The 25,706-nt window shown below is 37.8% G+C and carries 36 protein-coding genes; 35 read left to right on the top strand and 1 reads right to left on the bottom strand.

Annotated elements, in window-relative coordinates:
• Positions 1-57: 57 nt before the first annotated feature.
• From AB5217_RS22945 to AB5217_RS23090, 31 genes are all read left to right on the top strand, one after another.
• A complete protein-coding gene (locus AB5217_RS22945; protein WP_004300205.1) occupies positions 58-972 on the top strand; it encodes a hypothetical protein in 915 nt (304 codons plus the stop codon).
• Entirely contained in the window at positions 969-1,418 is a 450-nt protein-coding gene (locus AB5217_RS22950) for a single-stranded DNA-binding protein (protein WP_004300206.1), read from the top strand. The genes AB5217_RS22945 and AB5217_RS22950 overlap by 4 nt, the downstream gene beginning before the upstream one ends.
• A gap of 6 nt (positions 1,419-1,424) precedes the next feature.
• Positions 1,425-1,877 (top strand): hypothetical protein, encoded by a 453-nt coding sequence (locus AB5217_RS22955; RefSeq protein ID WP_004300208.1) that lies wholly within the window; start codon positions 1,425-1,427, stop codon positions 1,875-1,877.
• Positions 1,878-1,895: 18 nt separating this feature from the next.
• The gene (locus tag AB5217_RS22960) at positions 1,896-2,564 is read left to right on the top strand and encodes a hypothetical protein (protein ID WP_004300209.1); all 669 of its coding nucleotides are present in this window, start codon (positions 1,896-1,898) and stop codon (positions 2,562-2,564) included.
• A gap of 112 nt (positions 2,565-2,676) precedes the next feature.
• On the top strand, positions 2,677-2,832 hold the full coding sequence (locus tag AB5217_RS22965) for a hypothetical protein (protein WP_227250248.1): 156 nt from the start codon (positions 2,677-2,679) through the stop codon (positions 2,830-2,832).
• A complete protein-coding gene (locus tag AB5217_RS22970) occupies positions 2,829-3,986 on the top strand; it encodes a DEAD/DEAH box helicase (protein WP_004314098.1) in 1,158 nt (385 codons plus the stop codon). Before AB5217_RS22965 ends, AB5217_RS22970 begins: the two co-directional genes overlap by 4 nt.
• Positions 3,987-3,991: 5 nt before the next feature.
• Positions 3,992-4,456 carry a recombination protein NinG gene (locus tag AB5217_RS22975; protein ID WP_087318366.1) on the top strand — a complete coding sequence of 155 codons (465 nt, stop codon included), beginning with the start codon at positions 3,992-3,994 and terminating at the stop codon, positions 4,454-4,456.
• Positions 4,457-4,491: 35 nt separating this feature from the next.
• A complete protein-coding gene (locus AB5217_RS22980; RefSeq protein ID WP_004314099.1) occupies positions 4,492-5,304 on the top strand; it encodes a DUF6291 domain-containing protein in 813 nt (270 codons plus the stop codon).
• A 127-nt stretch (positions 5,305-5,431) separates the two neighbouring features.
• Positions 5,432-5,848 carry a hypothetical protein gene (locus tag AB5217_RS22985; protein WP_087318365.1) on the top strand — a complete coding sequence of 139 codons (417 nt, stop codon included), beginning with the start codon at positions 5,432-5,434 and terminating at the stop codon, positions 5,846-5,848.
• The gene (locus AB5217_RS22990; protein WP_004318822.1) at positions 5,805-6,026 is read left to right on the top strand and encodes a hypothetical protein; all 222 of its coding nucleotides are present in this window, start codon (positions 5,805-5,807) and stop codon (positions 6,024-6,026) included. The genes AB5217_RS22985 and AB5217_RS22990 overlap by 44 nt, the downstream gene beginning before the upstream one ends.
• Positions 6,027-6,127: 101 nt before the next feature.
• Positions 6,128-7,846 carry a ParB/RepB/Spo0J family partition protein gene (locus AB5217_RS22995; RefSeq protein ID WP_004300216.1) on the top strand — a complete coding sequence of 573 codons (1,719 nt, stop codon included), beginning with the start codon at positions 6,128-6,130 and terminating at the stop codon, positions 7,844-7,846.
• 27 nt (positions 7,847-7,873) lie between these two features.
• The gene (locus AB5217_RS23000) at positions 7,874-8,638 is read left to right on the top strand and encodes an HNH endonuclease signature motif containing protein (RefSeq protein ID WP_151879286.1); all 765 of its coding nucleotides are present in this window, start codon (positions 7,874-7,876) and stop codon (positions 8,636-8,638) included.
• Positions 8,635-9,072 (top strand): hypothetical protein, encoded by a 438-nt coding sequence (locus AB5217_RS23005; protein WP_004300218.1) that lies wholly within the window; start codon positions 8,635-8,637, stop codon positions 9,070-9,072. Before AB5217_RS23000 ends, AB5217_RS23005 begins: the two co-directional genes overlap by 4 nt.
• Before the next feature lie 109 nt (positions 9,073-9,181).
• Positions 9,182-9,475 (top strand): hypothetical protein, encoded by a 294-nt coding sequence (locus AB5217_RS23010; protein WP_004318818.1) that lies wholly within the window; start codon positions 9,182-9,184, stop codon positions 9,473-9,475.
• Between the two features lie 60 nt (positions 9,476-9,535).
• Complete coding sequence (locus AB5217_RS23015; RefSeq protein ID WP_004311535.1) at positions 9,536-10,192, top strand: ParB N-terminal domain-containing protein; 657 nt, start codon at positions 9,536-9,538, stop codon at positions 10,190-10,192.
• The gene (locus tag AB5217_RS23020; protein ID WP_004300221.1) at positions 10,161-10,913 is read left to right on the top strand and encodes a hypothetical protein; all 753 of its coding nucleotides are present in this window, start codon (positions 10,161-10,163) and stop codon (positions 10,911-10,913) included. Before AB5217_RS23015 ends, AB5217_RS23020 begins: the two co-directional genes overlap by 32 nt.
• 111 nt (positions 10,914-11,024) lie before the next feature.
• Positions 11,025-11,600 carry a hypothetical protein gene (locus AB5217_RS23025; protein WP_009039412.1) on the top strand — a complete coding sequence of 192 codons (576 nt, stop codon included), beginning with the start codon at positions 11,025-11,027 and terminating at the stop codon, positions 11,598-11,600.
• 49 nt (positions 11,601-11,649) lie between these two features.
• A complete protein-coding gene (locus AB5217_RS23030) occupies positions 11,650-12,297 on the top strand; it encodes a DUF3560 domain-containing protein (RefSeq protein WP_004318814.1) in 648 nt (215 codons plus the stop codon).
• 28 nt (positions 12,298-12,325) lie between these two features.
• Positions 12,326-12,790: a hypothetical protein gene (locus AB5217_RS23035; protein WP_004300224.1), complete on the top strand. Its 465-nt coding sequence runs from the start codon at positions 12,326-12,328 to the stop codon at positions 12,788-12,790.
• The gene (locus tag AB5217_RS24980) at positions 12,787-13,113 is read left to right on the top strand and encodes a hypothetical protein (protein ID WP_008999330.1); all 327 of its coding nucleotides are present in this window, start codon (positions 12,787-12,789) and stop codon (positions 13,111-13,113) included. The genes AB5217_RS23035 and AB5217_RS24980 overlap by 4 nt, the downstream gene beginning before the upstream one ends.
• Before the next feature lie 21 nt (positions 13,114-13,134).
• Positions 13,135-13,848, top strand: a complete 714-nt coding sequence (locus tag AB5217_RS23040; protein WP_008999331.1) for a phosphoadenosine phosphosulfate reductase family protein — start codon at positions 13,135-13,137, stop codon at positions 13,846-13,848.
• Between the two features lie 5 nt (positions 13,849-13,853).
• Positions 13,854-14,405, top strand: coding sequence for a hypothetical protein (locus AB5217_RS23045; RefSeq protein WP_077154468.1), 552 nt, complete (start codon positions 13,854-13,856; stop codon positions 14,403-14,405).
• Position 14,406: 1 nt separating this feature from the next.
• Complete coding sequence (locus AB5217_RS23050) at positions 14,407-14,649, top strand: hypothetical protein (protein ID WP_115484178.1); 243 nt, start codon at positions 14,407-14,409, stop codon at positions 14,647-14,649.
• 88 nt (positions 14,650-14,737) lie between these two features.
• Positions 14,738-14,983, top strand: coding sequence for a hypothetical protein (locus AB5217_RS23055; protein WP_024986976.1), 246 nt, complete (start codon positions 14,738-14,740; stop codon positions 14,981-14,983).
• A 23-nt stretch (positions 14,984-15,006) separates the two neighbouring features.
• Positions 15,007-15,513, top strand: coding sequence for a hypothetical protein (locus AB5217_RS23060; RefSeq protein WP_122138972.1), 507 nt, complete (start codon positions 15,007-15,009; stop codon positions 15,511-15,513).
• A gap of 11 nt (positions 15,514-15,524) precedes the next feature.
• Positions 15,525-16,133, top strand: coding sequence for a hypothetical protein (locus AB5217_RS23065; protein WP_077154466.1), 609 nt, complete (start codon positions 15,525-15,527; stop codon positions 16,131-16,133).
• Between the two features lie 16 nt (positions 16,134-16,149).
• The gene (locus tag AB5217_RS23070; protein WP_077154465.1) at positions 16,150-17,256 is read left to right on the top strand and encodes a tyrosine-type recombinase/integrase; all 1,107 of its coding nucleotides are present in this window, start codon (positions 16,150-16,152) and stop codon (positions 17,254-17,256) included.
• Positions 17,213-18,205 carry an SAM-dependent methyltransferase gene (locus tag AB5217_RS23075; protein WP_077154464.1) on the top strand — a complete coding sequence of 331 codons (993 nt, stop codon included), beginning with the start codon at positions 17,213-17,215 and terminating at the stop codon, positions 18,203-18,205. Before AB5217_RS23070 ends, AB5217_RS23075 begins: the two co-directional genes overlap by 44 nt.
• 400 nt (positions 18,206-18,605) lie before the next feature.
• Complete coding sequence (locus AB5217_RS23080; protein WP_077154462.1) at positions 18,606-19,100, top strand: hypothetical protein; 495 nt, start codon at positions 18,606-18,608, stop codon at positions 19,098-19,100.
• Between the two features lie 17 nt (positions 19,101-19,117).
• Positions 19,118-20,032: a hypothetical protein gene (locus AB5217_RS23085; RefSeq protein WP_077154460.1), complete on the top strand. Its 915-nt coding sequence runs from the start codon at positions 19,118-19,120 to the stop codon at positions 20,030-20,032.
• A gap of 11 nt (positions 20,033-20,043) precedes the next feature.
• Positions 20,044-20,445: an ASCH domain-containing protein gene (locus tag AB5217_RS23090; protein WP_004318802.1), complete on the top strand. Its 402-nt coding sequence runs from the start codon at positions 20,044-20,046 to the stop codon at positions 20,443-20,445.
• A 114-nt stretch (positions 20,446-20,559) separates the two neighbouring features.
• Here AB5217_RS23090 and AB5217_RS23095 read toward each other — a convergent pair whose 3' ends face one another.
• The gene (locus AB5217_RS23095) at positions 20,560-21,573 is read right to left on the bottom strand and encodes a putative phage abortive infection protein (RefSeq protein WP_004311547.1); all 1,014 of its coding nucleotides are present in this window, start codon (positions 21,571-21,573) and stop codon (positions 20,560-20,562) included.
• A gap of 136 nt (positions 21,574-21,709) precedes the next feature.
• On the opposite strand from AB5217_RS23095, the gene AB5217_RS23100 reads away from it, so the two are divergent.
• The 4 genes from AB5217_RS23100 (at position 21,710) to AB5217_RS23115 (ending at position 25,657) form a co-directional block, all read left to right on the top strand.
• Positions 21,710-22,501 carry an NAD-dependent epimerase/dehydratase family protein gene (locus tag AB5217_RS23100; protein ID WP_272201344.1) on the top strand — a complete coding sequence of 264 codons (792 nt, stop codon included), beginning with the start codon at positions 21,710-21,712 and terminating at the stop codon, positions 22,499-22,501.
• Complete coding sequence (locus tag AB5217_RS23105) at positions 22,470-23,033, top strand: phosphoribosyltransferase (RefSeq protein ID WP_270439231.1); 564 nt, start codon at positions 22,470-22,472, stop codon at positions 23,031-23,033. The genes AB5217_RS23100 and AB5217_RS23105 overlap by 32 nt, the downstream gene beginning before the upstream one ends.
• A gap of 1 nt (position 23,034) precedes the next feature.
• Positions 23,035-23,580: a terminase small subunit gene (locus AB5217_RS23110; protein WP_008765955.1), complete on the top strand. Its 546-nt coding sequence runs from the start codon at positions 23,035-23,037 to the stop codon at positions 23,578-23,580.
• A gap of 61 nt (positions 23,581-23,641) precedes the next feature.
• Positions 23,642-25,657 carry a PBSX family phage terminase large subunit gene (locus tag AB5217_RS23115; RefSeq protein WP_118299480.1) on the top strand — a complete coding sequence of 672 codons (2,016 nt, stop codon included), beginning with the start codon at positions 23,642-23,644 and terminating at the stop codon, positions 25,655-25,657.
• Positions 25,658-25,706: the final 49 nt, after the last annotated feature.

Consider the following 25,706-nt stretch of genomic DNA (forward strand, 5'->3'; position numbering starts at 1 on the left):
GTTCAGAAACATAACTATTGACATGCAGAAAACGTATCCTCCTAGAAATTGATAATAATGATAGAATTAGTGAAATCCAGTGTGGTTTTCAATGAGGAAAACCACACTTATATGCTCGGTGAAAAACAGTTGCAAGGTATAACCGGTATGATTAGCCGGCAGTTGTTCCCTGACAAATATAAAGATGTCCCCGATTTTGTATTGAAGAGAGCTGCAGAGAAGGGTAGCCTTATTCATGCTCAATGCCAGTTTGCTGATGTAACAGGCTTACCTCCTGAAAGTATTGAAGCAGAGAATTATATCAGAATGAGGGTAAATGCCGGATATAAGGCGCTTGCCAATGAATATACCGTTTCTGATAACGAATACTTTGCATCGAATATAGATTGTGTTTGGGAGAAAGCCGGTAGAATTAGTCTTGTTGACATCAAAACTACCCTTCATCTTGATAAGGAGTATTTAAGTTGGCAGTTGTCAATCTATGCTTATTTCTTTGAACTTCAAAATCCATTACTCAAAGTTGATAAATTGTTTAGCACTTGGTTGCGTGGTAATAAACATGAATTTGTTGAAATTAGCCGTAAGTCTGATAAAGAAGTCAAGAAGTTAATGGAATGCGAGAAGAAGGGTGAGCAATATCTATCCAATCTTCCCGTTCCTGCCCCTGATGATGACAAGTTACTTATTCCAATGCAGCTTGTAAATACTATAATCGGGATTGAGGAAGAACTTGCAGATCTAACCAAGATTCAGAAAGATTATAAGGCAAAATTGAAAACTGCTATGCGTGAGAATGGTGTCAAGTCATGGGATGCCGGAAGATTGCGAGTTAGTTATACACCCGCTTCTACGAGTGACAATTTTGATACTAAAAAGTTTCAGGCTGACTATCCGGAATTATATTCTAAGTATATCAAAACAGTTCCTAAAGCTGATAGTATCCGTGTAACAATAAGGGAGGATAAATCATGAGTTTAAACAAATTGATGCTTATCGGGCATGTTGGCAAAGACCCCGATATTAGAATTTTGGAAGCTGGTTCTAAAGTGGCCACTTTCTCCTTTGCCACCACTGAAAAAGGTTATACCCTTGCCAATGGAACACAGGTTCCTGAAAGAACTGAATGGCATAATATTGTTGTTTGGCGTGGTCTTGCCGATGTTGTTGAGAAGTATGTCCATAAGGGAGACAAGTTGTATCTGGAAGGAAAGATAAGAACTCGGAGTTATGATGATAGCAGAGGAATTAAACGGTATATTACAGAACTTTTTGTTGATAATATGGAGATGCTTTCTGTTAAGCCTCAACAAGCGCCACCACCGCCACCTCTTCCGGAACACACCAATAATCAGACTCGAAGTGCGGTGAATGAGTGCCCGCCACCGCCACCACCGACCAAGGACGATTTGCCATTCTGATAGGTTATGGAAGCAACATTGACGAAGAAAGATGGCAAAATCCAAATGGATAAGTCTTTCGAGTTCATGTGCAGCACACTTCGTAATGGAGAATACACTGTAACCATTAAGAAAAAAACACAGCCGAGAACATTAAATCAAAATGCTCTCATGTGGAAATGGTTTCAGTGTATTGGTGCCTGTTTGCGTGAATACACAGGTGAAGAGTATTGGAGCACTGCTGCTGGAGTTCAGGATATACATGACTTGTATTGTAAGAAGTTTCTTGTGAAACAGGTTCATGTGAATGGTAAAGTGGAAACTATTGTGCGAGGAACAAGTAAACTTAATACTTTAGAGATGCATAATTTCATGGAAAGCGTGAAAATAGATGCGGCCACCGAGTTTGGTATTACACTTCCGTTGCCTGAAGACCAGCATTACTTAGATTTTATTCATGAGTACCAAAACCGGTACTAATTAATCCTTTTATAATTTATGATTGCAAATTTGAGAAACTACGAACCCGAGACAATCGAGTTTGTAGTTCCCGATTCTATTCGGGAAAAATTTCCCCCTGTTTTATTTCAGGGTTCTACGAATGTAGATGAATTGATAAAGTTGGTGAATGAGCATTTCAATGCTACATTCCCTGAAAGTGAGGTGACACAACGTTTACTGGATGAATTTGAGATTTCCGAAATTCGTGAAGAGTATTGCATCAAGCAAGAGAATGAGGTCCCCAAACGCGAACGTGAACTGTTGGAAGCCATTGAACGTGCGAAAAAAATTAAGAGTGATGCACAAGACAGGTTAGCTTCTATTAAGACTGAAATTAAAGACCTGGCTGCCGAGGTCAAAAAGGGGACGAGGGAGTATCATCTTTCAAGTAAGAATACGATCCGGTTTGCTCTTGATGGATATTTCCTGTATTATTCATGGGTGAACGGTGAGTTTAAGCTTGTGAAAGCTGAAAAAATTCCTGATTGGGACAAACGTTCTCTTTGGGCACAGGAAGATCGAAACAGAAAAGCGATGCTTGATTTGTTTGGTATTGAATATCCTGAAGTAGAACGCCCTATTGATGATACAGAAGATTATGGGGACAAGTTCGAAGAAGACCTGTCTGATAAACTTCCTGAAGAAGAACCGGAAGACGATGAGTAGATTGCAGCACAAAAAAGGCAGGAAGTCCAACTATGTGAAGCGACTTGTGAATAATCCAGATTGGGAAGAAGCCAAGCGTAAAATTCGTATTAGGGACGGACATAAATGCCAGATGTGCGGTAAAGACTTCAATTTAGAGATTCACCACAAAACATACAAGGTTAACGGAAAATCAATCGTTGGTCATGAACTTGAACATCTTGATTGTCTCGTTACCCTTTGTGGTGACTGTCATTCGAAAGTTCATAAATATCACATCAAATTATGACATACCAGTTAAGAGACTACCAAAAAAGTGCTAGTGATGCAGCGGTCAGCGTTTTTAAATCCAAGGAAAAGAAAAACTACGTGATAGTTCTTCCCACTGGTGCCGGGAAGTCCCTTGTCATTGCCAATATAGCTGCACGGATAGACGGGCCGCTGATAGTGTTCCAGCCTAGCAAGGAAATACTCGAACAAAATTTTGCGAAACTTCAATCATACGGCATATTCGATTGTGGAGTTTATTCAGCTTCTGCCGGAAGAAAGGATATCAATCGTATTACGTTCGCTATGATTGGTAGTGTGATGAAACACATGAGTTTCTTCAAACATTTCAAGCACGTTCTAATTGATGAATGTCATTTAGTGAATCCGGAGAAAGGAATGTATAAGGAATTCTTTGAAGATGAGCAAAGGAAAGTTATTGGGCTGACAGCGACTCCTTACAGATTATGTTCAGGAAGAGGTGGTGCTATGCTTAAATTTATAACTCGTACCCGGCCAAAGGTTTTCACTGATGTTATTTATCACTGTCAGGTGAGTGAACTACTTGCTAAAGGATTTCTCGCAAGTTTGAAATACTATGATATTACAAAGTTGGATTTAAGTAGAGTCAGGACTAATTCTACTGGTGCAGATTACGATGAAAAAAGTCTTCTGCAAGAGTTTGAACGTGTGGACATATACAAAGATATAGTTGGATGGACAAAACGTCTGTTGAACCCCAAATCGGGCATACCACGCAAAGGTATTTTAATATTCACGAGGTTTATTCGTGAAGCTGAAAAACTGGCTTCCGAAATTCCTAATTGTGCGATCGTTAGCGGTTCTACTCCAAAGGAAGAAAGGGCACGAATTCTGAAAGGTTTTAAAGATGGAAGAATAAAAGTTGTTGCTAATGTCGGCGTACTTACAACCGGATTCGATTACCCGGAGCTTGATACGGTTGTTCTTGCACGTCCAACCAAATCCCTTTCCCTCTATTATCAAATGGTCGGTCGTGTCATTCGTCCCTGCCAAGGTAAAGAGGGTTGGGTTGTTGATTTGAGTGGGAATTTCCGGCGCTTTGGGCGTGTTGAAGAGTTACGCATAGAACAGCCTGAAAAGGGAAAATGGTGTATAATGAGTCGTGGCCGTCAATTAACCAATGTAGTATTTTAATTATCATGTGGAGAAATTACAAGAAGAAAGAAAAGAAAAAGCCTCTTTTCGAGGTAGAAGGTGTTAAGGTCAAGAAGAAACCTGATCTTGTCAATGAACTAGACAGAATATTTAGTTTATTCATCCGTTATCGTGATACGATGCCTAATGGATATTTTCAGTGTATTTCATGTGGTAAAATAAAGCCTTTCAATAAAGCAGATTGCGGTCATTACATCAACCGCCAACACATGAGTACTCGCTTTGATGAAATGAACTGCAATGCTCAATGTTCACATTGTAACCGCTTCATGGAAGGAAATATTCAGGATTATCGCAGACGTCTAGTTGCCAAGTATGGTGAACGAAATGTGCTACTCCTGGAAGCCAAGAAAAATGTTTCTAAGCAATTTAGTGACTTTCAATTAGAAAAGCTGATTACTCATTACAAGGAAGAAGCGAAAAAACTGAAGGAAGCAAAAGGTCTGTGAGTTTTATTACTAATCGGAGTACAATCCCTTAAAATATGGAAAGAAATTCATTCATCTTTTATAAAGGGTGGAGAGAAGCAATCAAGGATTTGCCGGATGATGTCAGGCTGGAGATTTACGAAAGCATAATTGAGTATGCGACAACGGGAAATCTTCGGGGGTTGAAACCTATGGCAAATATTGCTTTCAACTTTATAAAGATAGATATAGACAGGGATACTGAAAAGTATATGTCTATTGTGGAAAGGAATAAGAGCAATGGTTCTAAGGGGGGACGTCCGAAAAGTGAAAACCCAAAAGAACCCAAAGAACCCACAAAACCCACTGGGTTATTTGGAAACCCAAAAGAACCCACAAAACCCGATAATGATAATGAATATGATAATGATTATGTAGATGATAATGATTCTCATTTAAAAAAGAAAGAAACTTCTCCTAAAGGAGAATCAAAGAAAGACGAGCTTTCTTTGTTCCCCGAGGAAAAGATTGATTGGGGTGGGCTAATGGATTATTTTAATTCCACGTTTAAAGGTAAACTTCCTGCTATAAAGTCCATAGATGCAAAACGAAAGAAAGCTATTAAAGCACGTGTCGCACAATACGGGAAGCAAGCTGTATTCGATGTGTTCCAATTGGTTTTAGACAGTCCTTTCTTGCTTGGACAAAACGATAAAAATTGGAGGTGCACTTTTGACTGGATATTCAAGTCTGCGAATTTTACTAAAATTTTAGAAGGAAATTACAATGGAAAACGAACTGATACTGCGGCCACAAGAAGAGAATCGGTTAGCAGTCTTACGGACCTCGCCGAAAAACTATTGCAAAGCTCTATGCCCCAAGAAGGTTGAAGATGTATTTCAAAGTGATGAACCTTCTATTGGCACTATTATAAGAAAGTTTGGTGAGCCGCAAGCCAGAGCAGTGTTGGTCATATTGATAGCTGATGCCTTGGAGTTTTTCAATGTCGGTAATCCAATGTCGGCTACACAAGTCGCTACTACAGTAGATTTAATCATTGAAGAATATCCATATATGAAAACTGATGATTTTAAACTGTGTTTCAAGAACGCAATGAAAATGAAATATGGCAATATCTATAATAGAATTGATGGTCAGGTCATCATGAGTTGGCTTCGTGAATACAATAAAGAACGTTGTGCTGTTGCTGATAATCAGTCATGGAATTTTCATAAAGAGAATTTGTCGGAGGAAGTGAACTATACAAGTGGCTTGTCGTATGAAGAATACCGGAACGAACTCAAACTTAGAGTTGGGCAAGGAGATGAAGAAGCTGCTAAAGCGTTAAGTCTCTCAAATGAAATAATCTCTTATCTAAACAAAAGAGAAAATGGCAAACAAGAAGCAGAAGGTGACAATTTACTGGAACACTAGGCATATCAAACTTGAAGATATTCCTGAAGTGAAAAGAAGAATACGGGAGCGTTTTGGTATTCCTAATCACACAACTGTTAATGGTGAAACGGATTGTTATATCCGTGAGGAAGATATGGAATTGCTTCGGGAAACGGAAAAACGTGGCTTCATTCAAATACGTAATAAGCCCGCATGAAAATGGCGTTAAAATGGCGAAGTTTCTGTTTGCATAACTTGTCATTTTACGATAAATTTACTGATGTAATGAATTAGAAGTCAAACCAATATAATTAAATTATGGAAGTACAAAACATTAGAATTGACCTTATCAGTCCTTCTCCTTTGAATCCGAGAAAGACTTTTGATGAAGCAGCTCTTGAAGAGCTTGCAAGCAACATTGAAAAGCAAGGTTTATTGCAACCTATCACTGTCAGAGTTGCTAAATCCGAGGAGATGACTAACCTAGAAACCGGAGATGTTACCCCACTACCTTACACATACGAAATTGTTTGCGGTGAGCGTCGTTTCCGGGCTGTGTCACTTTTGAAAGCAAAGGAAGATGAAGCGAATGTTGCAAAAATCAAAGCCCATCGAAAAAAGTCGGAAAAATTTCAGACAATATCCTGCATTGTCAGAGAAATGACAGATGATGAGGCTTTTGAAGCGATGATTACCGAGAATCTTCAAAGAAAAGATGTTGATCCCATCGAAGAAGCTTTTGCCTTTGCGCAGTTGGCTGAAAAAGGACGAACTTTGGAAGATATTGCTCTTAAAATAGGAAAGTCTACCCGGTTTGTTTTTGACCGTATTAAATTGAATTCTCTTATTCCTGAACTAAAAGAGCGGGTAAGAAATGGAGATATACCATTGTCCGGTGCTATGATTCTTTCTAAATTGGATGAAGATACTCAAAAAGAGTTTCATGAGGAGGAGGAAGAACAATGTACTACTGCTATGATTCGAGAATTTGTGAGTAATTCTTTCATGGAGCTTGGTAACGCACCTTGGATTAAAGATGATTCCGATAATTGGGAAAATACTGATATTAAATCATGTTCTCAATGTGAGAATAATACGTGTAATCATGGTTGTTTGTTCTATGAAATGAATAGTAAGGATGCTAGATGTATCAATGCTGCTTGCTATGAGAAAAAACAGATTGCTTATGTGACGCGGAAAATTCAACTAGAATATGAACATCTTGTTAAAGTTGGCGAACCTCTTTCATTTGGAAAAACAGTAATTATCGCTAGACGTCCCGATACATATTGGGGAGAAGATAGAAAGGTTTTCTATGAAAAAACTTTGGAAGCTGTTAAACAACTTGGATTTGAAATAGTTGATCCTGATGAAATCTTTAGATGTAAGTGCTGGTATTCAGAAGATGATGAACGCACTTTGAAAATGCTTGAAGATGGAGAAGTTTATCGTTGTCTTTCATTTTTTGGACATTATTCTCCCGAATTTAACGTTAGTTTCTATTATGTTAGAAAAGAAACGGCTTCCTCTACTTCCGCCGTTGCCGATCTAAAAGAGATAGAAAGGGAAAAAATAAACGCCCAATTAAAAAGAGCGAAGGATATAGTCAAGGAGAAGTCTGCTGAAGAAATGCGTAAGTGGGCGCAAGAGAAAACATATTATCAGAGAACAAAAGAATTCTCTGAAAATGAACAACTTGTTTTTGATGTGCTGGTTCTTAGCGGTTGTAGCAGTACTTATCTTGAAAAACTGAATTTGAAAAAATGGAATGGTGAGAGTGATTTTGTAAATTATGTCAAGAACAACCAAGCTGACCGACACCAATGGTATAGAGCCTTTATTGCTGAATGCTTATCATCGAATAATGTGAATTTCTACTCCTATTTGCAAAAGTGTCAGAAAATCCTTTTTGCAGAACAATATCCGGATGATTTCAAAGCGCTCTCTAAGAAACTTGCGGATTCATATGATAAGAAAGAAAAGAAGCTCAAAGAAAGACTGAAAGAGCTAAATAACGATAACACAGAGGAAGCCTAGTGGTTTCCTCTCTTTATTGACGCACTTATGAAAACGTGGACTGGCGAACAACTTGCTATACTTGACAGTGAGTACCCGACTGCTGATTTAAAAGAACTTGCTAAGCGTCTTGATAAAACACTTAGTGCTGTTAAAACAAAGGCCTTGATTCGAAAACTTAGGCGCTCTCCGAGAATCTCGTTTTGGAATAGTGAGAGACTTGATAAATTGAAAAAGTTGTATCCCAATCATACTAATGAGGAAATAGCACAGATATTAGGTACCACTTATTCTGCTGTAAATGGAGTTGCATTTAAATTACGGCTCTTTAAATCTAAAGAATTTAAATTTCAATGCGCTTCTAAAAGCTTCTTTCCCAAAGGCCACCAACCGATGAACAAGGGACGTAAGCAAACGGAATATATGTCAGAGGAACAATTAGCAAAAACGAAAGCTACTCGATTTAAGAAAGGACATGTCCCCAAAAATCATAAACCAGTCGGTTATGAACGCATAACTCGTGACGGTTACATTGAAGTGAAAACTGCCGAACCGAATGTCTTTGAACTTAAACATCGGCTTGTATGGATTGAGCATAATGGAGAAATCCCCCCTGGTTATAATATTCAGTTTAAAGATGGCAACAGGCAAAACGTTTCCATTGAGAACCTTTACATGATTAGTCGTTCTGAACAATTAAAAAAAGAGAATTCTTTGTATGCCCGATATCCGGAAGATGTTCAGTACCTAATCAAGCTAAAAGGAGCTTTGAATAGACAAATTAATAAAGCAACAAAAAAGAATGAATCATGACTGATGGAGCAATAGATAGATTGAAAGAAATGGTTAATAAACCATTCCTTTATCAGAATGAAGAAGTTGTAATTCTCAATTACTGTGACGGTACCGGTGATGATGGTACCGAAGTTGAGATATACTTGAATAATGGCAAAGTGTTAGTGTTTAGTATGTTTGATTTGGCTTCCAAGTTGAACCGTTTTCGGCCAATAACAAATACTGTTGTCGTGTTGGCAAATGAACGGTTGAATAAGGTGTCTACAGTGAACCCTACCATTTTACAAGATTTGAGGAATTTGGTTCTTCAACAAATTAAGGATGTGAAAGAAGATCCTAGTAAAGTGAGCCAAGCAAAACAAGTTTTCCAAGGGGTTAATACCGTAATCAATCTTGCCAAAACAGAATTGGAATACAGGAAATATTTAGATACAACAGACCCCTCAAAATAAATAATAGTATGCTGATAGATAAAGAATATGTTCATTGGTTTCGCATCAGAGACCAACCTAATAGAATCGTGTGAGATTATTCATAGTCTAACAATTTAACCCGATCGATATGATAACATTGAATAGGTTTGCCCAGAGATGCTTGAATATCATGAGGAAGCGCTTTAAGATGAATGAGCATAGCTCAAGAAAAGCGTTTAGCATAAGAATTGAAGCCGTTTGGAGAAAATTCGATATTGCTTCTAAATATAGGAGTGATAATCTTCCTAAATATTCGGAAGATGAAGAATTGGCAGCCGAGATGATAATTTACCTTGTTGCCTATTTAAAAAGATTTGGTTGTGAGGACATTGAACAGCTTATCAAAGATAAGATAGAGTTCGATGATAGAAAAAATGATTAGGTGTTGTTACTGACTGTTTGTGTTGTTGATTTTGTGTTGTTGATTTTAATATAGTTAGTTATGACAGAGATTATTCAAGTCTGCCTACTTGATTTTAATAAGGGGCAGCTCACGGGATTGCCGAAAAATCCACGTTTTTTTCGTGATTACCGCTTTGAAGCGATGAAGAAAAGCATTCAGGATTCGCCAGAGATGCTTGAGCTTCGAGAACTTATAGTTTTTCCCTACAATGATGGCAGATATATTGTTGTTTGTGGTAATTTACGTTTGCGAGCTTGCAAGGAGTTAGGTTATAAAGAACTGCCTTGTAAAATTCTGGCACCTGATACCCCCGTTAAGAAGTTGAGGGAATATGCCACTAAAGATAATGTCAATTTTGGTGAGAATGATTTGGACGTTATGGAAAACGAGTGGAATAAGGCGGAACTCCAAGATTGGGGCATCGAATTTGCCCCGGAGAAGAAAGAGGATGAATTTAAAGAGCGCTTCGATGCCATCACGGATGATACAGCCATTTATCCTCTCATTCCAAAGTATGACGAAAAACATGAGTTGTTTATCATCACCTCAAGTAATGAGGTAGATAGCAACTGGCTTCGTGAAAGGCTGGACATGCAGCACATGAAGTCGTACAAAACCGGGAAAATAAGTAAATCCAATGTAATTGATATAAAAGACGTTCGCCATGCCCTGCAAGATAGTAATACCAAGTCATAAACGCCATGACCGGGTGTTCGCTAAAAAGTTGGTGAACGATCCTATCATTTGCGTTGCTGAAAGTCAAGCTGACTTATATCAACAATTTAACCCGGAATGTGAAATTGTTACTCATCCTGACGACGTTATGGGCCTCATCCCGAAACGTAACTGGATGGCAAAGCATTTTGGAGAACTTTTCATGCTTGATGATGATGTCCATGCCTGCAAACCTATTTATGTGGAAAAAGGAGAACCTAGCCGGATAAAGGATAAAGATAAGATAACCAATATCATTCAGTCATTATTTGAGATGGCCAGTATGATGGATGTACATCTGTTTGGCTTCACCGCTCGGATATCGCCGGTAATGTATGATGAATCCGCTTTTCTTTCTCTTTCGAAAATGATAACCGGTTGCAGTTATGGAGTAATCTATAACAAAAACACTTGGTGGAATGAGGAAATACGTTTGAAGGAAGATTTTTGGATTTCTTGTTACATGAAGTACAAAGAACGTAAGGTTTTAACCGATTTGCGGTATAATTTTGAGCAAAAGAACACTTTTGTAAACGCTGGTGGGCTTGCTTCTATAAGGAATCAGGAAGAGGAACGTAAATCTATCCTCTTTATCAAAAAGAATTTTGGTGATAGTATTTTGCTAAAGAGTGCAACCACTAATGGGAAAGACAAAACAAAGCAGCTCGTTCAATATAATATATCATGCAAATTCAAATTCTAATAGTCTGTAAAAAAGGCGTTTAAATGGCGTCCATTCTGTTTGTCATATTCGCCTTTTTTAGCTAATTTTACTGATGTAATAAACTAAAAGTCAAACCATTAAATTAGAATTATGATTATAAGAACAGTTTGCGGATATGATTTCTTTGAGGTGAGTTCTGCAATGCAGAAAGCCATTAGGCGAGCCGACACCGGGGTAGCCGGCTTTTTTGCATTGGAACTTTGGGCGAGTGGGTACCGCGACTATGTGTGGAAGCGTCTGTTTACCATTAGTGCTGAAGATTGCTATGGAATCATTACTAAAGAGATAGAAGCATTGTGGCAGGGGCATGAGCTGGTAAACAAGACTGCTACTGAACCCAAAGGGAGGATATTTGTCAGTAAAGCTGTTATTCTCCTTTGTGAATGTAGAAAGAATCGTGATGCGGATCATTTGCAAAACTTCATCTATGATAGAAAGGATATTGATATAGAAAAGTGGATAAATGATGTCAGGCGTTACCCTATTCCTATTCCAGATTACACTTTCGATGTACATACACGAAAGGGTAAAAAACATGGGAGAACCAAAGAAGAATTCTTTCAGGAAGAATACAAGGCGTTACAACCTCGTGCTCCTGGTTTATTCGATGATTTGGTTCAACCCAGTCAACCAAAGTTATTTAATGATGAAACCACGGCTAAGTAGCTGTGGTTTCATCATTTTTCATATAAGTCAAACCAATTTAATTAAAAAAATGAACACGTATTACAAATTTGCGCCAAATGTATTTTTGGCAAAGTGTGATGAGAAGCACGAAAAAGGTGAAACTATTGAAGTTACCACCAAGTATGGAAAAGAAAATGAATGTATTGTTTTCAACCTCATTTACGAACGTGATGGATTCTATTACTACTCAATCGTACGGGCTGATGGCTTTAATGTGCAAGAGTGGGCCAAACAAAGAGCTGAACGTCGTCATGAATGGGCTACATCTGCTGTACAGAAAAGCTGTGAATATTACAACAAGTCCAATAAAGATAAGGATTTTCTTTCTCTAGGTGAGCCTATCAAAGTGGGACATCATAGCGAGAAGCGACACAGAAAAGCGATAGATGATGCGTGGAACAATATGGGGAAAAGCGTTGAGTTTAGCGATAAGGCTGCCGAACATGAAAGAGTTGCGAAGTATTGGGAAAAAAGGGCTAATACGATAAACTTGTCCATGCCGGAAAGTATAGATTTCTACGAACATAAGTTGGAACAAGCAAAAGAATATCACGAAGGATTGAAGTCCGGTAAGTACCGACGCGAGCATACATACGCTATGGCTTATGCCAATAAAGCAGTAAAAGAGGCTAAAAAAAATTATGACCTTGCAGTAAAGCTGTGGGGCGATGTTTAATAATTTGTAGTATCTCAAATAATTTACTATGAGAGAATTATCAAAAGAAACCTCATTACAAAGGGTAATGAGGGCTTCAGGTCGTGTACCTGTACAATGCTCATGCAGTGTTTGTAAACAACAATGTCATACGCCATGTTTAGGTACTCCTGATGATATTGAACGAATTATTGATGCAGGTTATGCCGACAGGTTAGCGTTGACGAACTGGGCTGCTGGTATATTCTTAGGGGTTATTAATATTGCTATTCCGATGATTCAGCCCGTTGCTGGTAAGGAGTATTGTGCTTTTTTCGAGAATGGACTGTGTATCTTACATGATAAGGGTTTGAAGCCCACTGAAGGACGTTTGTCTCATCACACAGTCAGGAAGGATAACTTCAATCCTGCTATGAGTATTGCTTGGAACGTTGCAAAAGAATGGCTGATGCCGGAGAATGAGGATGTACTTTCTCGTGTAGTAAATAAATTCTTGAATGCGAGGAAGCCATGAATGTGTGTCAATCAATACCTCGTAGAGATTGTAAGGTGTTTGCTAAATGTGGAGCAAAATCCTTATCACATTGCCGGCGGCACCGCGAAACTGATGAGAAGTGTAAAAGTTGTACTCTAATTCGTCGTAAGCCGCGTAATCGGATTATAGATGATTCAGGACGTGAAATGAAAAAATGTACCCATTGCGGAAATTACTTCTACTTGAACCGGTTCTACAATCGTATAGTGGTGAGAAAAGGTAAGGAATATCATTTGTTGACTTCCTGGTGCCGTATGTGTATGTCACAGATTAATAATCAGAGGGCAAAGAAGAAAAAGTGACTTGTCTATTAAATTTTTTGTATGAAATATTATGCTTCAGTCAGCTTTGGAAAGGATTCCTTGGCAATGCTTTTCATGCTAATAGATAAAGGATATCAGTTGGATGAAGTCGTTTTCTATGATACAGGTATGGAATTTCAGGCAATCTATAACACTCGTGATGCTGTTCTTCCAATTCTTAAAAAACTTGGCATTAAATATACAGAACTGCATCCGGAGCAACCTTTTCTTTGGACAATGTTTGAAAGGCCGGTTAAGAAAAGAGGGACCAATATTATCCATAAAAAAGGATATAGTTGGTGTGGGGGAACATGCCGGTGGGGAACGAGTGAAAAACTTCGTGCATTGAAAGCTCACACAAAAGACGGAATTGATTATGTCGGTATTGCTGCCGATGAGACCCATCGCTTTGAAAAGGAAAAACGACCAAATCGGGTTTTACCACTTCGTGATTGGGGCATTACTGAAGCAGATGCACTCCAGTACTGTTACACAAAAGGCTTTGTTTGGCATGAGGATGGAGTAAGGCTATATGAGCTACTTGATCGTGTGAGTTGCTGGTGTTGTGGAAATAAGAACTTGAAGGAGTTGAAGAATATGTATTTGTACCTTCCATGGTATTGGAAAAAGCTGAAAGAACTTCAGTTAAATACCGATAGACCCTATCGGCGTAATAGTGGAGAAACCATTTTTGATTTAGAGGAAAGATTTAAACGTGAAATGCAACAAAAATAGTTATTATGATTCCCTTATGTATAAATGGAAAAGATTATTATGATCGAGAAGAAGCACTTGCTGCTTGGTTCGAGGAATGGTTAATGAAACAAGACTTTGAGCAAGATCTTATTGATCGAGAGCTGGAGCTTGAATATCGAAAGACTCATCCTGATTGGAACACTCCTTATGTGATGTATGGTGTTCGTAAAAAACATAAGTGTATCCAAAAGAATGAAATTGCCGTGTTTTATGACTTGTTACCGAGACAAAAGCGTGCTCGTACTGCTGAAACACATTGGTATAAAGTATTGTACAAGAGAAAGGCCACTCCTGAAGAAGTTGAGTCACTCGAGGCTGGGGAATATACCCGTAGATATTTGGTGTATTCCCTGTTTATTGAGAAGAAAATGACTCTTGACAAGGCTTTATCTCTTATAGTTGCCGATGATAAATTATTAGGAATTGCTGATAATACCATCTCTGAAATTGTAACAGCCTTTGAGACTTTCTTTAACCGTAAATTTAGAATTTATAAACCCGAGTTTACAACTCAACTTAATTTATTTACAGATTAATATGAAAACAACAATTATTTCATGTGTGATTTTGTTTGTGTTCCTGCTATATGTAGGACACTTATCTATAACAATCAAGCCGTTCACAGCCCAACTTCCATACTGGCATCGTTCGCTCGGACTGTTTTTGTTGATCCTCTCTTTTATAGTGTATAATGCCGGTGAACATGCAAAAGGCTATCTTGATGGATTAAGAGAGAGTGAGAGAATAATACTTGAATTGTTGAAGAAAAAGACCGAGTAAAATGGCGTTAAAATGGCGAAGATTCTGTTTGCTAAACTTGTCAATAAAGATTACCTTTATAGACGTAAAGCATTAAAAGTCAATCAACATGAAGAGGAATGAAAAAATAGAAAAATTAGAAAGACTAGGTATTTTCAATCAATGGAAATATAATACAGAAAGAGCAAATGAGACATTTAATATTGAGTGTCCTGACTTCTCAATGACAAATGAAGAGCGGATGAACAATTTGTTAGATGTTGATTGCTGTTTTCATCGGTTTCTAGCTATTTCATTCCCTTTTAATGGTACTCCTGAAGGCGTTGCTTTTTGGGAGAATATTGCAAAAAAATAATCGAACTTAATTGAATTGAAATTATGAGTAAAAAAGATTTAATAGAGCAGAACATCACAAGAGTTCAAGAATATGTGAGGGAACTGATTGAAGATGCAAAGTGGAATAATGGTGTTTCGGAAACTCTTGAATCTACTTCAATAATTGTAGGTAATAGTGATGATATCTATGATTTTGCAATTTTATTTGCTTCTAATACTGAATGTGTTTATTGTGAATTCATAGATAGTAAAATAGAGTACATTGATTGTGAATTAGATTGTGAAATATGCCAATTTGAAGGAAGAATAATTTTTCAATATATAAACGGAAAATTTCATAATCCTGCTAGTCAAATTATCGAACTATCAAAGTTGCTGATGAAAGGCGAATTAAGAGACACAAAAAGTATCTTTTGTTCTATGGTACTTCGATTAATGGATACTGAAGAATACAGTAACAATTATTGTAAATCTTTGGATTTAGTTCTGAGGCTGTTTCCTGAAATAGATGGAGAATTATTAGAAAAGGAATTGGATAGATATATTTAAGCATTACAAGGATGAGTAAAATGAATTTAAATGAATTAAGAGACAAAGCATATAAAACAGCTTGTGAACATGGGTTTCACGATCAAGAGCTAAGTAACAATCATTTTCTTTGCCTTGTGATTTCTGAACTGATGGAAGCTGTGGAAGCAGATAGAAAAGGAAGGCGTGCTAATGTTGATCGGTATAATAAGAAGATTGCTAACAGCCGCATTTGTCAAGGATTGGATTCTGACATTCCCAAAGAGCGCGGTTACGAAGTTGCATATAACGAAACCATTAAAGGTTCAATCGAAGAAGAATTAGCTGATGCTGTTATCCGCTTGCTTGATCTTGCAGGACTTCGAGGAATAAACCTTGAACTTGCCAATGGAGATATTGATGACTGTATTGAAGATATGGCAGAAGCCTGTAAAGGCGAAACTTTTACCGAATCAATCTATTCCATCTCTACACTTCCTGTTAGGTATGACGGAATATTTGATTTTCCTACAGCCGTGAATGATATGATACTATCTATCTTCGGGCTTGCCAAGCACTTAGATATAAACCTGCTTTGGCACATCGAGCAGAAAATGAAGTATAACGAACTCCGTGAAAAGATGCACGGGATGAAGTATTAACTCTCAAATCAAAAAAATGGATGATAAACGAAAACAAATATTGGTAGATTACATATCCTACCTGTATACGACGGGTAGGAGCTATGATAGCATCGGGAAATACATCAAATATGTGACTGATTTTCTTGAAAATTCCGAAGAAATCAATCGTCATGGTTATTATAAATATAAACATAAAAATGCTGATGCTATGGTGCGCCATTCGTTTATGTGTGAGGCTGTTTGTGATTTATTGTCTTATCTTAAAATCGGATATGGCCGACGGGAAAAGGCTGTAAAGCCTTTGGAGAAACTTGAGGTTATTTCAGAGAAGAATAAGAAACTGCTTAATGATTTTATAATATGGTTGACTGATAACAATGATTATTCCTCTCACACAATTGATGTCTATTATACCTCGTTGAGAAAATATTTTGAATACGCCAATGAACTAAATATGGATAATTGCAGACGATTTATAAAAAGCCTTGAAGAGGAAAAACTTTCTCCAGCTACCATTCGATTACGTATTACAGCCATTGAGAAGTTCTCCAAATGGGTGAAGAAACCTATTGAACTGAAACGACCTAGAATGAAACGCAAGTTGGATGTAAACAATGTGCCGACAGAAGAGGAATATAATAGGTTACTGGAGTATCTGAAAACAAAACTCAACAAGGATTACTATTTCTTCATTAAGGTATTGGGTACTACAGGAGCTCGGCTCTCGGAGTTTCAGCAATTCACGTGGGAGGATATAGCGGCCGGCGAAGTTGTTTTGAAAGGGAAAGGGAACAAGTATCGGCGTTTCTTTTTCCAAAAGCAATTGCAGAGGGAAGTGAAGGACTATATAAAGGAGACAGGCAAGTCCGGTACTCTTGCTGTTGGGAGATTCGGGCCGTTGACTCAAAGAGGTCTTTCACAGCATCTGAAAGTATGGGGTAAACATTGTGGTATTGATTCGAAAAAAATGCACGCTCACGCCTTCCGGCACTTCTTTGCTAAAATGTTCCTGAAGAAAACCAAAGATGTAATTCAATTAGCAGACCTTCTTGGTCATGGTAGTGTAGATACAACAAGAATTTATTTACAAAAAAGTTATGATGAACAACAAAGAGACTTTAATAAAAACGTTACGTGGTAGTGTAGCCCAGCTCAATGAATTGTCGGATATGACTGAAGGCATAGATGTTTATGACGCTGCCGGATATGTTGATACTGAATTTCTTATGGAAGCGCTTTCCTGTGTTAATACTTTCATGGATGCGAGTAATATGGTTATTGCGAAAATATCTTCGCTGTTAGCGCCAGACGCTCCAGATGATGAAAAGAAGAAGCAGGCTGATGAAGGTAAGAAATGGAATGTGGAAGAAATACTGAAACATTGTACTCTTGAGGATAGTGTTCTCAAACTTCCGAAAGTACAATTCAATAAGAAATCCTATGCTGAAGCAAAGAAATGGATAGAAGAAGCTGGCGGCTCATGGCAGGGAGGTAAGATACAGGGATTCACATTTCCTTTTAATCCGGAACGTGTGTTCTCCATCTTGAAAGAAGGTAAGCGATGCGATTTGCAAAAAGATTTTCAGTTCTTTGAAACACCTGCTGATATTGCAGACTGGCTGGTAATGCTTGCCGGTGGAATTCACGAAACAGATACCGTACTTGAACCAAGTGCCGGACGTGGTGCTCTGATAAAAGCGATTCACCGGTCGTGCCCGTCAGTAACAGTTGAATGCTATGAACTGATGCCAGAAAACAGGGAGTTTCTTCATACACTTGATAACGTAATATTGCTTGATGAAGATTTTACGAAAGACAGTGTAGGACATTACACTAAAATTATTGCTAATCCTCCGTTTTCCGGTAATCAGGATATTGACCATGTAAGACTTATGTATGAACGCTTGGAAGAAGGTGGAATTCTTGCAGCTATTACCAGTCAGCATTGGAAATTCGCGTCTGAAAAGAAATGTGTTGACTTCCGGGAATGGTTGGAAGAAGTTCATGGAGAAGTTTTTGAAATCGGAGCAGGTGAATTCAAGGAAAGTGGAACGACTGTTAGCACTATGGCAGTTGTAATAAAAAAGTAATTCAAAACTAGTAATGAAGAAAATGATATTAATATACACTCTTCTCACTTTGATAGTGGGGTGTGCTTCACCGAGAAAATATAAAGAGAACCGCTTTACAAAACAGTTTCAAGAAGTGGATTCGATGTTTAATGAAAAGTACAAGCTACATGAAGATTAAGTACATACGATTGAAAGATAAAGAGCATGTTTGCGACTATTGGCTTATACTCGCTTATCGTTCGCTTTTACAGCGTGCAAGAAAAAGCCGGAAACGGAAAGAGTTTGCTCGAAGAATAATTCGACTTTGCAAAGGTTCAGATAAGCGAATAACGGATATATCAGATGATTATAGATTTTGGACTGCCAAAGAAATGTATGATACTATCGTCAGTAAATAACTCTCAAAACAGAATAGTATATGAAAATAATAGCAAAACAAGGTTCAGAGCTTGAGAAGCTACTGAAACAAATGAATGAACGGCTTTTGCGTGAACAAGATGAAGCTAAAGATATGATTCAGGAATATTGTGGTTCAAGACCAGATAGTATCGGTTATGTTTGGGCGTTTGGCTTCACTGCCGAGTGGTTTTATACACTTATCGGTTTTGAAAATAAGGAGTTTGTTCCTGAAAAACTGATTCCGAATAATGATGATAAGAAGCATCTGTGTTGGAAAATCAATAAACGAAAGAAGGAGGGTCGAGAATTTATTGATAAATGGTGTAGAAAATTTCGAGGTATAGATGGTAGACCTCTTAATAAATTGGGGATTCCGGTAATGCACGAAGAAACAGGACGCTATTTCCATTGGCTCCCACTTGAAAAAGATGGTGTTTATTACGTTTCAGTAGGTTCTTCCATTCTTGAATGTATGCCATCGGCAAAAAGTGAGCAGTTTGAGATAGAAGTTTAACGTATAACAATGAAGTAATGAACATCGGATTAATTGACGTTGATGGTCATAACTTTCCAAATTTCGCTCTTATGCGTGCCTCTGCATATCATAAAACGAAAGGAGATCAAGTAGAATGGGCTACACCTTTCAGCAGATACGACAAGGTGATGGCAAGCAAAGTGTTTACTTTCACTCCGGATTTCAACTATCTGACATTGCAGGCTGATGTAATCGAAAAAGGTGGTACCGGGTATAAAATTGCAAGCAGACTTCCTGAAGCAGTGGAGAACAGTTCATTGATGGACTACTCCATTTATCCCCAATATCCTTTTTCCATACAGTTTTTTAGCAGGGGATGTATTCGGAAATGCCCGTTCTGCCTCGTTCGTGAGAAAGAGGGATACATTCAGACCGTTGAGCCGGTGGGGTTGAACCCGAAAGGAAAGTGGATTGAAGTGTTAGACAACAACTTTTTTGCGAACCCGGAATGGAAAAATGCCGTAAGCTATCTTTTGAAAACTAGACAACCTATAAAGTTACATGGCGTAGATGTTCGCATAATGGACGAAGAACAGGCGTATTGGTTGAATAAACTAAAGATGAAACAGAATATTCACATTGCTTGGGATTTACCTCAAATAGATTTGACTGATCGGCTGAAAGAAATGATCAAGTATGTGAAGCCTTATAAGATTACTTGCTATGTCTTGGTCGGCTTCAATTCTACCATTGAGCAGGATTTGTTTCGGCTTAACACATTGAGGAGTTTAGGTATTACTCCGTTTGTTCAACCCTACCGGGATTTCACGAATAAAAGAAAGCCTAAACAATATGAGTTAGACCTTGCAAGGTGGGCAAATAAAATGTGGCTGTTTAAGTCATTTGACTTTGTAGACTTTTCGCCTCGTAAGGGATTTAGATGCGATTATTATTTAAAGCAATTTGCGTAAAACTAATAAAAATGAAAGCAATAACAATAAAACAACCGTGGGCCTCTTTGATAGTCCACGGTATTAAAGACATTGAGAACCGTACTTGGCCGTGTCCTAAGAAATATTTAGGGCAGAGGGTACTGATTCATGCAAGCGGTAAACCTTTGAATTACGATAATTTCTATGATTCAATACTTACCAATGAGCAGTTATTGGCATTACCGGAAAACAAAGAGTGGAAAGATTTTAGTTTTTGTACAGGCTCCATTATCGGTAGCATTGAGATAGTGGATTGTGTACAGAATCATTCTTCCATCTGGGCTGAAAAAGAAGTTTATAACTGGGTATTAGCTAATCCAATACTTTTTGAAAGTCCTATTGAGAATGTAAAAGGTAGACTTTCTTTTTGGGATTATCTTGGTATCAAATAAGTAGAAATTGAACGTTCTGAATGCGGAAGTATAGAGAAAACTGTTGAATAATACAACCACTCTTTTCCCTATATTCTTGTACAGTTACAATAAATATAATAATTGGGTATATAATCATTTGTTTGTAGAATCAGCTATAAATTCATGAAAAAGAGAGTTAATAGTCTGAATTACGATTTCTTTTTCTGTATCATATCCAGATATAGGAAGTTCGAGGGCAATAATGTTATTGAATATATCAAATTTCTTTAATAAAGAAATTGTTTTGAGAGTTGATTGCGAGCTCATTGAATTGAATAGTATGACTGTTAACTCATCTGAGGATAATTGTGCTCTAAATATTTTAGAATAGTCATTGGGGTATTTAAAATTTTGGATTGAATCCAACAGATAATATATGTTTCTATGGTATTGCCCTAAATATTGTCCATATTGCCCATATAAATAATCTCCGACATTTCTTATGAACTTATAGAGCTGTTGGTATCTTTTTTCTATACAAATCCTATTACAGATTGATGCAACAATTATACGATACATTTCATGAATTTTGCTTGACATTATTATGCCTTTTATTTCGTATATAGTATCGTAATAATATTTGGGATCCCTACTTTTTAATAATACATTTAATTCTGTAGTTGAATGAACTCCAAACTTAGTATAAATCTCCAGAAATGCTTGCTCGTCTAACTTACTGACTTGTGTTAATTCTGATGGAAATTTTTCTCCATCTTTTATAAAATGATATATTACATAAGCATAGAATAATGAACGCGCTTCATGTGCGTATGCTTTGAATGCTTCAATTCCTGTTTTCTCAATTTGGTGTTCAGTATATTTGTTGGTGTCGACTTGATGCTGATATAATCCCAACAAATTATAAAATGTTGACCTTTCATTATCAATTTGTCTATTTATTTGTGAGTCTTTTATTGTATAAAGTACTCCAATGAAAGCAAGTAATCCTGTAATTGAACCTAAATAACTGCCGAAATCAGCAAAATCATTATGATTATAGGACAGTCCGTGATGAAATCTATATACATATACTAATATTAATATTAGAGTAAATATGGCTGTTGCAATTAATGCGTATTTGATTATATCTATTTGCGGTCTTTTCATTTTATTTGATTTTATATTTTATACAGCTACAAATGTAGTGTATTCTATTTTGAAGTTAATGTTTTTTTGAGTTTTTTACTAACAATATGTTGAATTTGGATATACGAGAGTTTGATATATCCTTTATTTTTTTGTGATGATGAGAAGAATGATTGTAACCGGCAGTGAGGGGTTTATAGGAAAAGCCCTTTGCCGCGAATTGACAAAAAGAGGTGTTGAAGTCATAGGACTTGATCGAAAGTCTGGTACTGAAGCCACAAAAGTATGTGAGCTCCTGAAAAATGGGGGTATTGATTGTGTGTTCCATTTGGCGGCGCAAACTAGTGTGTTTAATGGAAACCTGGAACAGATCAGGAAGGATAACATTGATACTTTCATGCGAGTAGCTGATGCTTGCAATCAAAATCATGTGAAGTTAATATATGCCAGTTCGTCAACGGCTAATCCGGAGAATACCACTTCTATGTATGGAATAAGCAAGTATTTCGATGAACAGTATGCATCTATCTATTGTAAGGCTGCGACCGGGTGCCGGCTGCATAATGTATATGGACCTAATCCGCGAAAAAGAACTCTTCTCTGGTTCCTGATGGAAAAGGAAAACGTGTCATTATACAACTGTGGTCAGAATATCCGGTGCTTCACTTACGTAGATGATGTCATTGAGGGGCTTATCTATTCGGTGGGTTGTAACCGGCAACTTATCAATATTTGTAACGTCCAACCTGTGACTACTATGTATTTTGCTTCTTTAGTAAAATACTACAAACCGCTTGAAATTGAGCTAATTAATGAAAAACGAGATTTTGACAATTTGGAGCAGTCGGTGAACCGGGATATCTATTTAGTACCTTTGTCTTACACATCTGTCGAGGACGGAGTAAAGAAGATCTTTGATGAAAGGAAAGGGAAAGATATGTCGTATTGACGACTGGGATAAGCCGGAAGCGGTGAAATGTAAGAGCTGGTCTCATCAGGAACGGTTATGTGATCTGAAAGAAAAGGTATCATTTCATAAAAAGGGTGATATCTATTACATCTCCCAGTTCACCCGTTCCAAGACTGGTACCAGCTTTTCAGAAATTAAACAGTCGGAGGAACTTGCATCATTCTTTGCAGAGAGAGCGTGTGAGTTTCTCCACCGCTTCATTGTAGGGGGATGTGAAGGATGGTGTATAGTCACCACACCGCGACGGAGACACTACGAGGGCTTTCATTTTTCAACCTCTATCTGTACGAAAATTGCGGGGGCGGTGAAAATACCATTCTATGAGAATGCAATTCAGTGCCTAACTAAAGATAGATTGAATCCGGAATTCTTTCTTCTTCGTCCGATAAAGGAAAAGAAAATAATAGTGTACGATGACATATTAACAACTGGCAGCACACTGCTTGCCACCTATGAGCTTTTAAGAGATAGAGAGCAGCTTCTTTTTCTCATAGGAATAAACAATAATTGATATGGGAAAGCGAGAGGAACCATTAACATTTAAGCAAGAGAAATTCTGTAAATATTACGTTGATACAGAAGGTAATGCAAGTGAAGCATATCGAATGTCTTATAATACTTCCAACATGAAGCCAGAGACAATTTGGAGCGCTGCGAGTAGACTATTAGCAAATAGCAAGGTTAGTACAAGGATAAATGAGATTAAGGCGCAGAGAGCGAAAGAGTCTGAAGTAGAGAGGAAAACTGTTGAGAGGGTATTAATGGATATAGTACTTGCCAATCCCGATGATCTTCATTTTGTTGACCCTGCAACCGGGAAAACAAAAATGAGAACTCCTTCCCAACTTCCCAAACGTGCCCGTAACGCATTGAAGAAGATACAGAATAAGAGAGGAGAGGTTACCTATGAGTTCAATGGCAAAACAGAAGCGGCCCGGATTCTTGGTGCCTGGAATGGATGGGAAGCCGATAAGAATGTCAACATCAAAGGTGGAGACGGAAATAAAGTCGGTGAACTTCGTATCGGATTTGAAGATAATGAGAATTCGGAAGAATAGAACAATTTGAACTGCAAAATCCGGTATTCATCCTACGGAGAAACCTTACTTTTAGAACAATATGGTTATAAATTATAAGAAGCTAAATCCTAACGGATTCTATCTATTGAAGTACTTGAATGATGAGACTATCCGTTTTATCATTCTCTATGGAGGTTCATCTTCCGGTAAGTCGTATAGTGTGGCACAAACAATACTGATACAGACATTACAGGATGGTGAGAACACTCTTGTCATGCGTAAGGTAGGAGCTTCTATTCTCAAAACCATTTATGAAGATTATAAGGTCGCTGCGATCGGTCTTGGCATCTCCCATTTGTTCAAATTTCAACAGAATACTATTAAATGTCTGGTAAATGGTGCGAAGATAGATTTCTCCGGTCTTGACGATCCGGAGAAGATAAAAGGTATCTCTAACTATAAGCGAGTTCAGTTAGAGGAATGGTCAGAGTTCGAGCATCCGGATTTCAAGCAGCTACGTAAGCGTTTGCGTGGTAAGAAAGGGCAGCAGATTATTTGTACCTTTAACCCGATCAGTGAAAGCCATTGGATAAAGAAAGAGTTTATTGATAAAGATAAATGGCATGATGTACCGATGACTGTTACCATTGCCGGCAAAGAGTTGCCGGAAGAACTTACCAAGGTCAAATCCGTAAGAAAGAACGCACCCAGGCAAATACTTAATCTTCGTACTAAGCAAATCGAGGAACAGGCCCCTAATACAGTTATTATCCAATCTACCTATTTGAATAATTTTTGGGTTGTTGGTAGTCCTGACGGTACGTATGGTTTCTATGATGAGCAATGTGTTGCCGACTTTGAGTATGATAGAGTTCACGATCCGGACTATTACAATGTGTACGCATTGGGAGAATGGGGTGTCATTCGTACCGGTAGTGAGTTCTTCGGTTCCTTCAATCGTGGCAAACATTCCGGTGAGCATAAGTATGTTCCGGACTTACCTATTCATATCTCTGTCGATAACAACGTGCTTCCGTATATCAGCGTATCATATTGGCAGGTCGATTTCACAACTGGTACCAAGGTTTGGCAATTCCATGAAACGTGTGCTGAAAGCCCCAACAATACAGTAAAGAAAGCTTCCAAACTTGTTGCAAAGTATCTGAAATCTATCCAATATTCTGATAGGTTATATGTACATGGTGATGCATCAACGAAAGCGGCAAACAGCATTGACGATGAGAAGCGTTCCTGGATGGACTTATTCATAGATACATTGCAGAAAGAAGGATTCGAGATTGAAGATAAGGTAGGCAACAAGAATCCGAGTGTTGCCATGACCGGTGAGTTTATCAATGCTATCTTTGATTGTACTGTTCCCGGTATAGAGATATACATTGACGAATCATGTTCGGTATCTATTGAGGACTACATGAGCGTACAGAAAGATGCTAACGGTGCCATTCTTAAAACTAAGGTCAAGAATAAAACTACCTTGCAGACTTATGAGGAGCACGGGCACCTGTCTGATACGTTCCGATATGTCGTTGTGGATTTGTGTAGTGAGCAGTATATAGAGTTTAGTAACCGGCGAAAAAGAAACTTGTATGCTTGTAATGGCACTATTAATTTCTTCAATCCAGATACCGAATGTAAATACACTAAGAAGATTCTATATGTGATGCCGAATGTTAATGGGAAATTTGTTCTTATACAAGCGTTTAGATGTGGAAATAAATGGCATGTTGTTGATGTCGTATTTATGGATACTACTTCAACAGAAGATATACGTTCTTCTATTTTGTCCCATGAATCTGATTCATGTGTAATTGAATGTACGGATGCTTATTTCCCTTTTATTCGGGAACTCCGTTCTAGTACAAACAAGGAGATTCGTGTAATGAAAGAGTTTCCGGATGTAGATAAGCGTATTGCTGCAACATCTGATTATGTGAAAAATAGTATTCTTTTTTCTGCATCAAAAGTAGAATCTGATACGGAATATGTTGCCTTCATGAATAACCTGATGGACTATAATAAAGATAGTGAAACAAAAGAGGCCAGTGCTGTTTTGAGTGGGCTAGTACAGTTCGTTGTAAAATTAGGTTTGAATTGAATTACGTTACATGTGATTGAAAATAAGGATGTTATATTGTTGGTATTAT

It is taken from the genome of Bacteroides sp. MSSM.1001136sp1_RTP21357st2_D2_RTP21359_211015, assembly GCF_040913205.1.
Lineage (GTDB): Bacteria > Bacteroidota > Bacteroidia > Bacteroidales > Bacteroidaceae > Bacteroides > Bacteroides ovatus.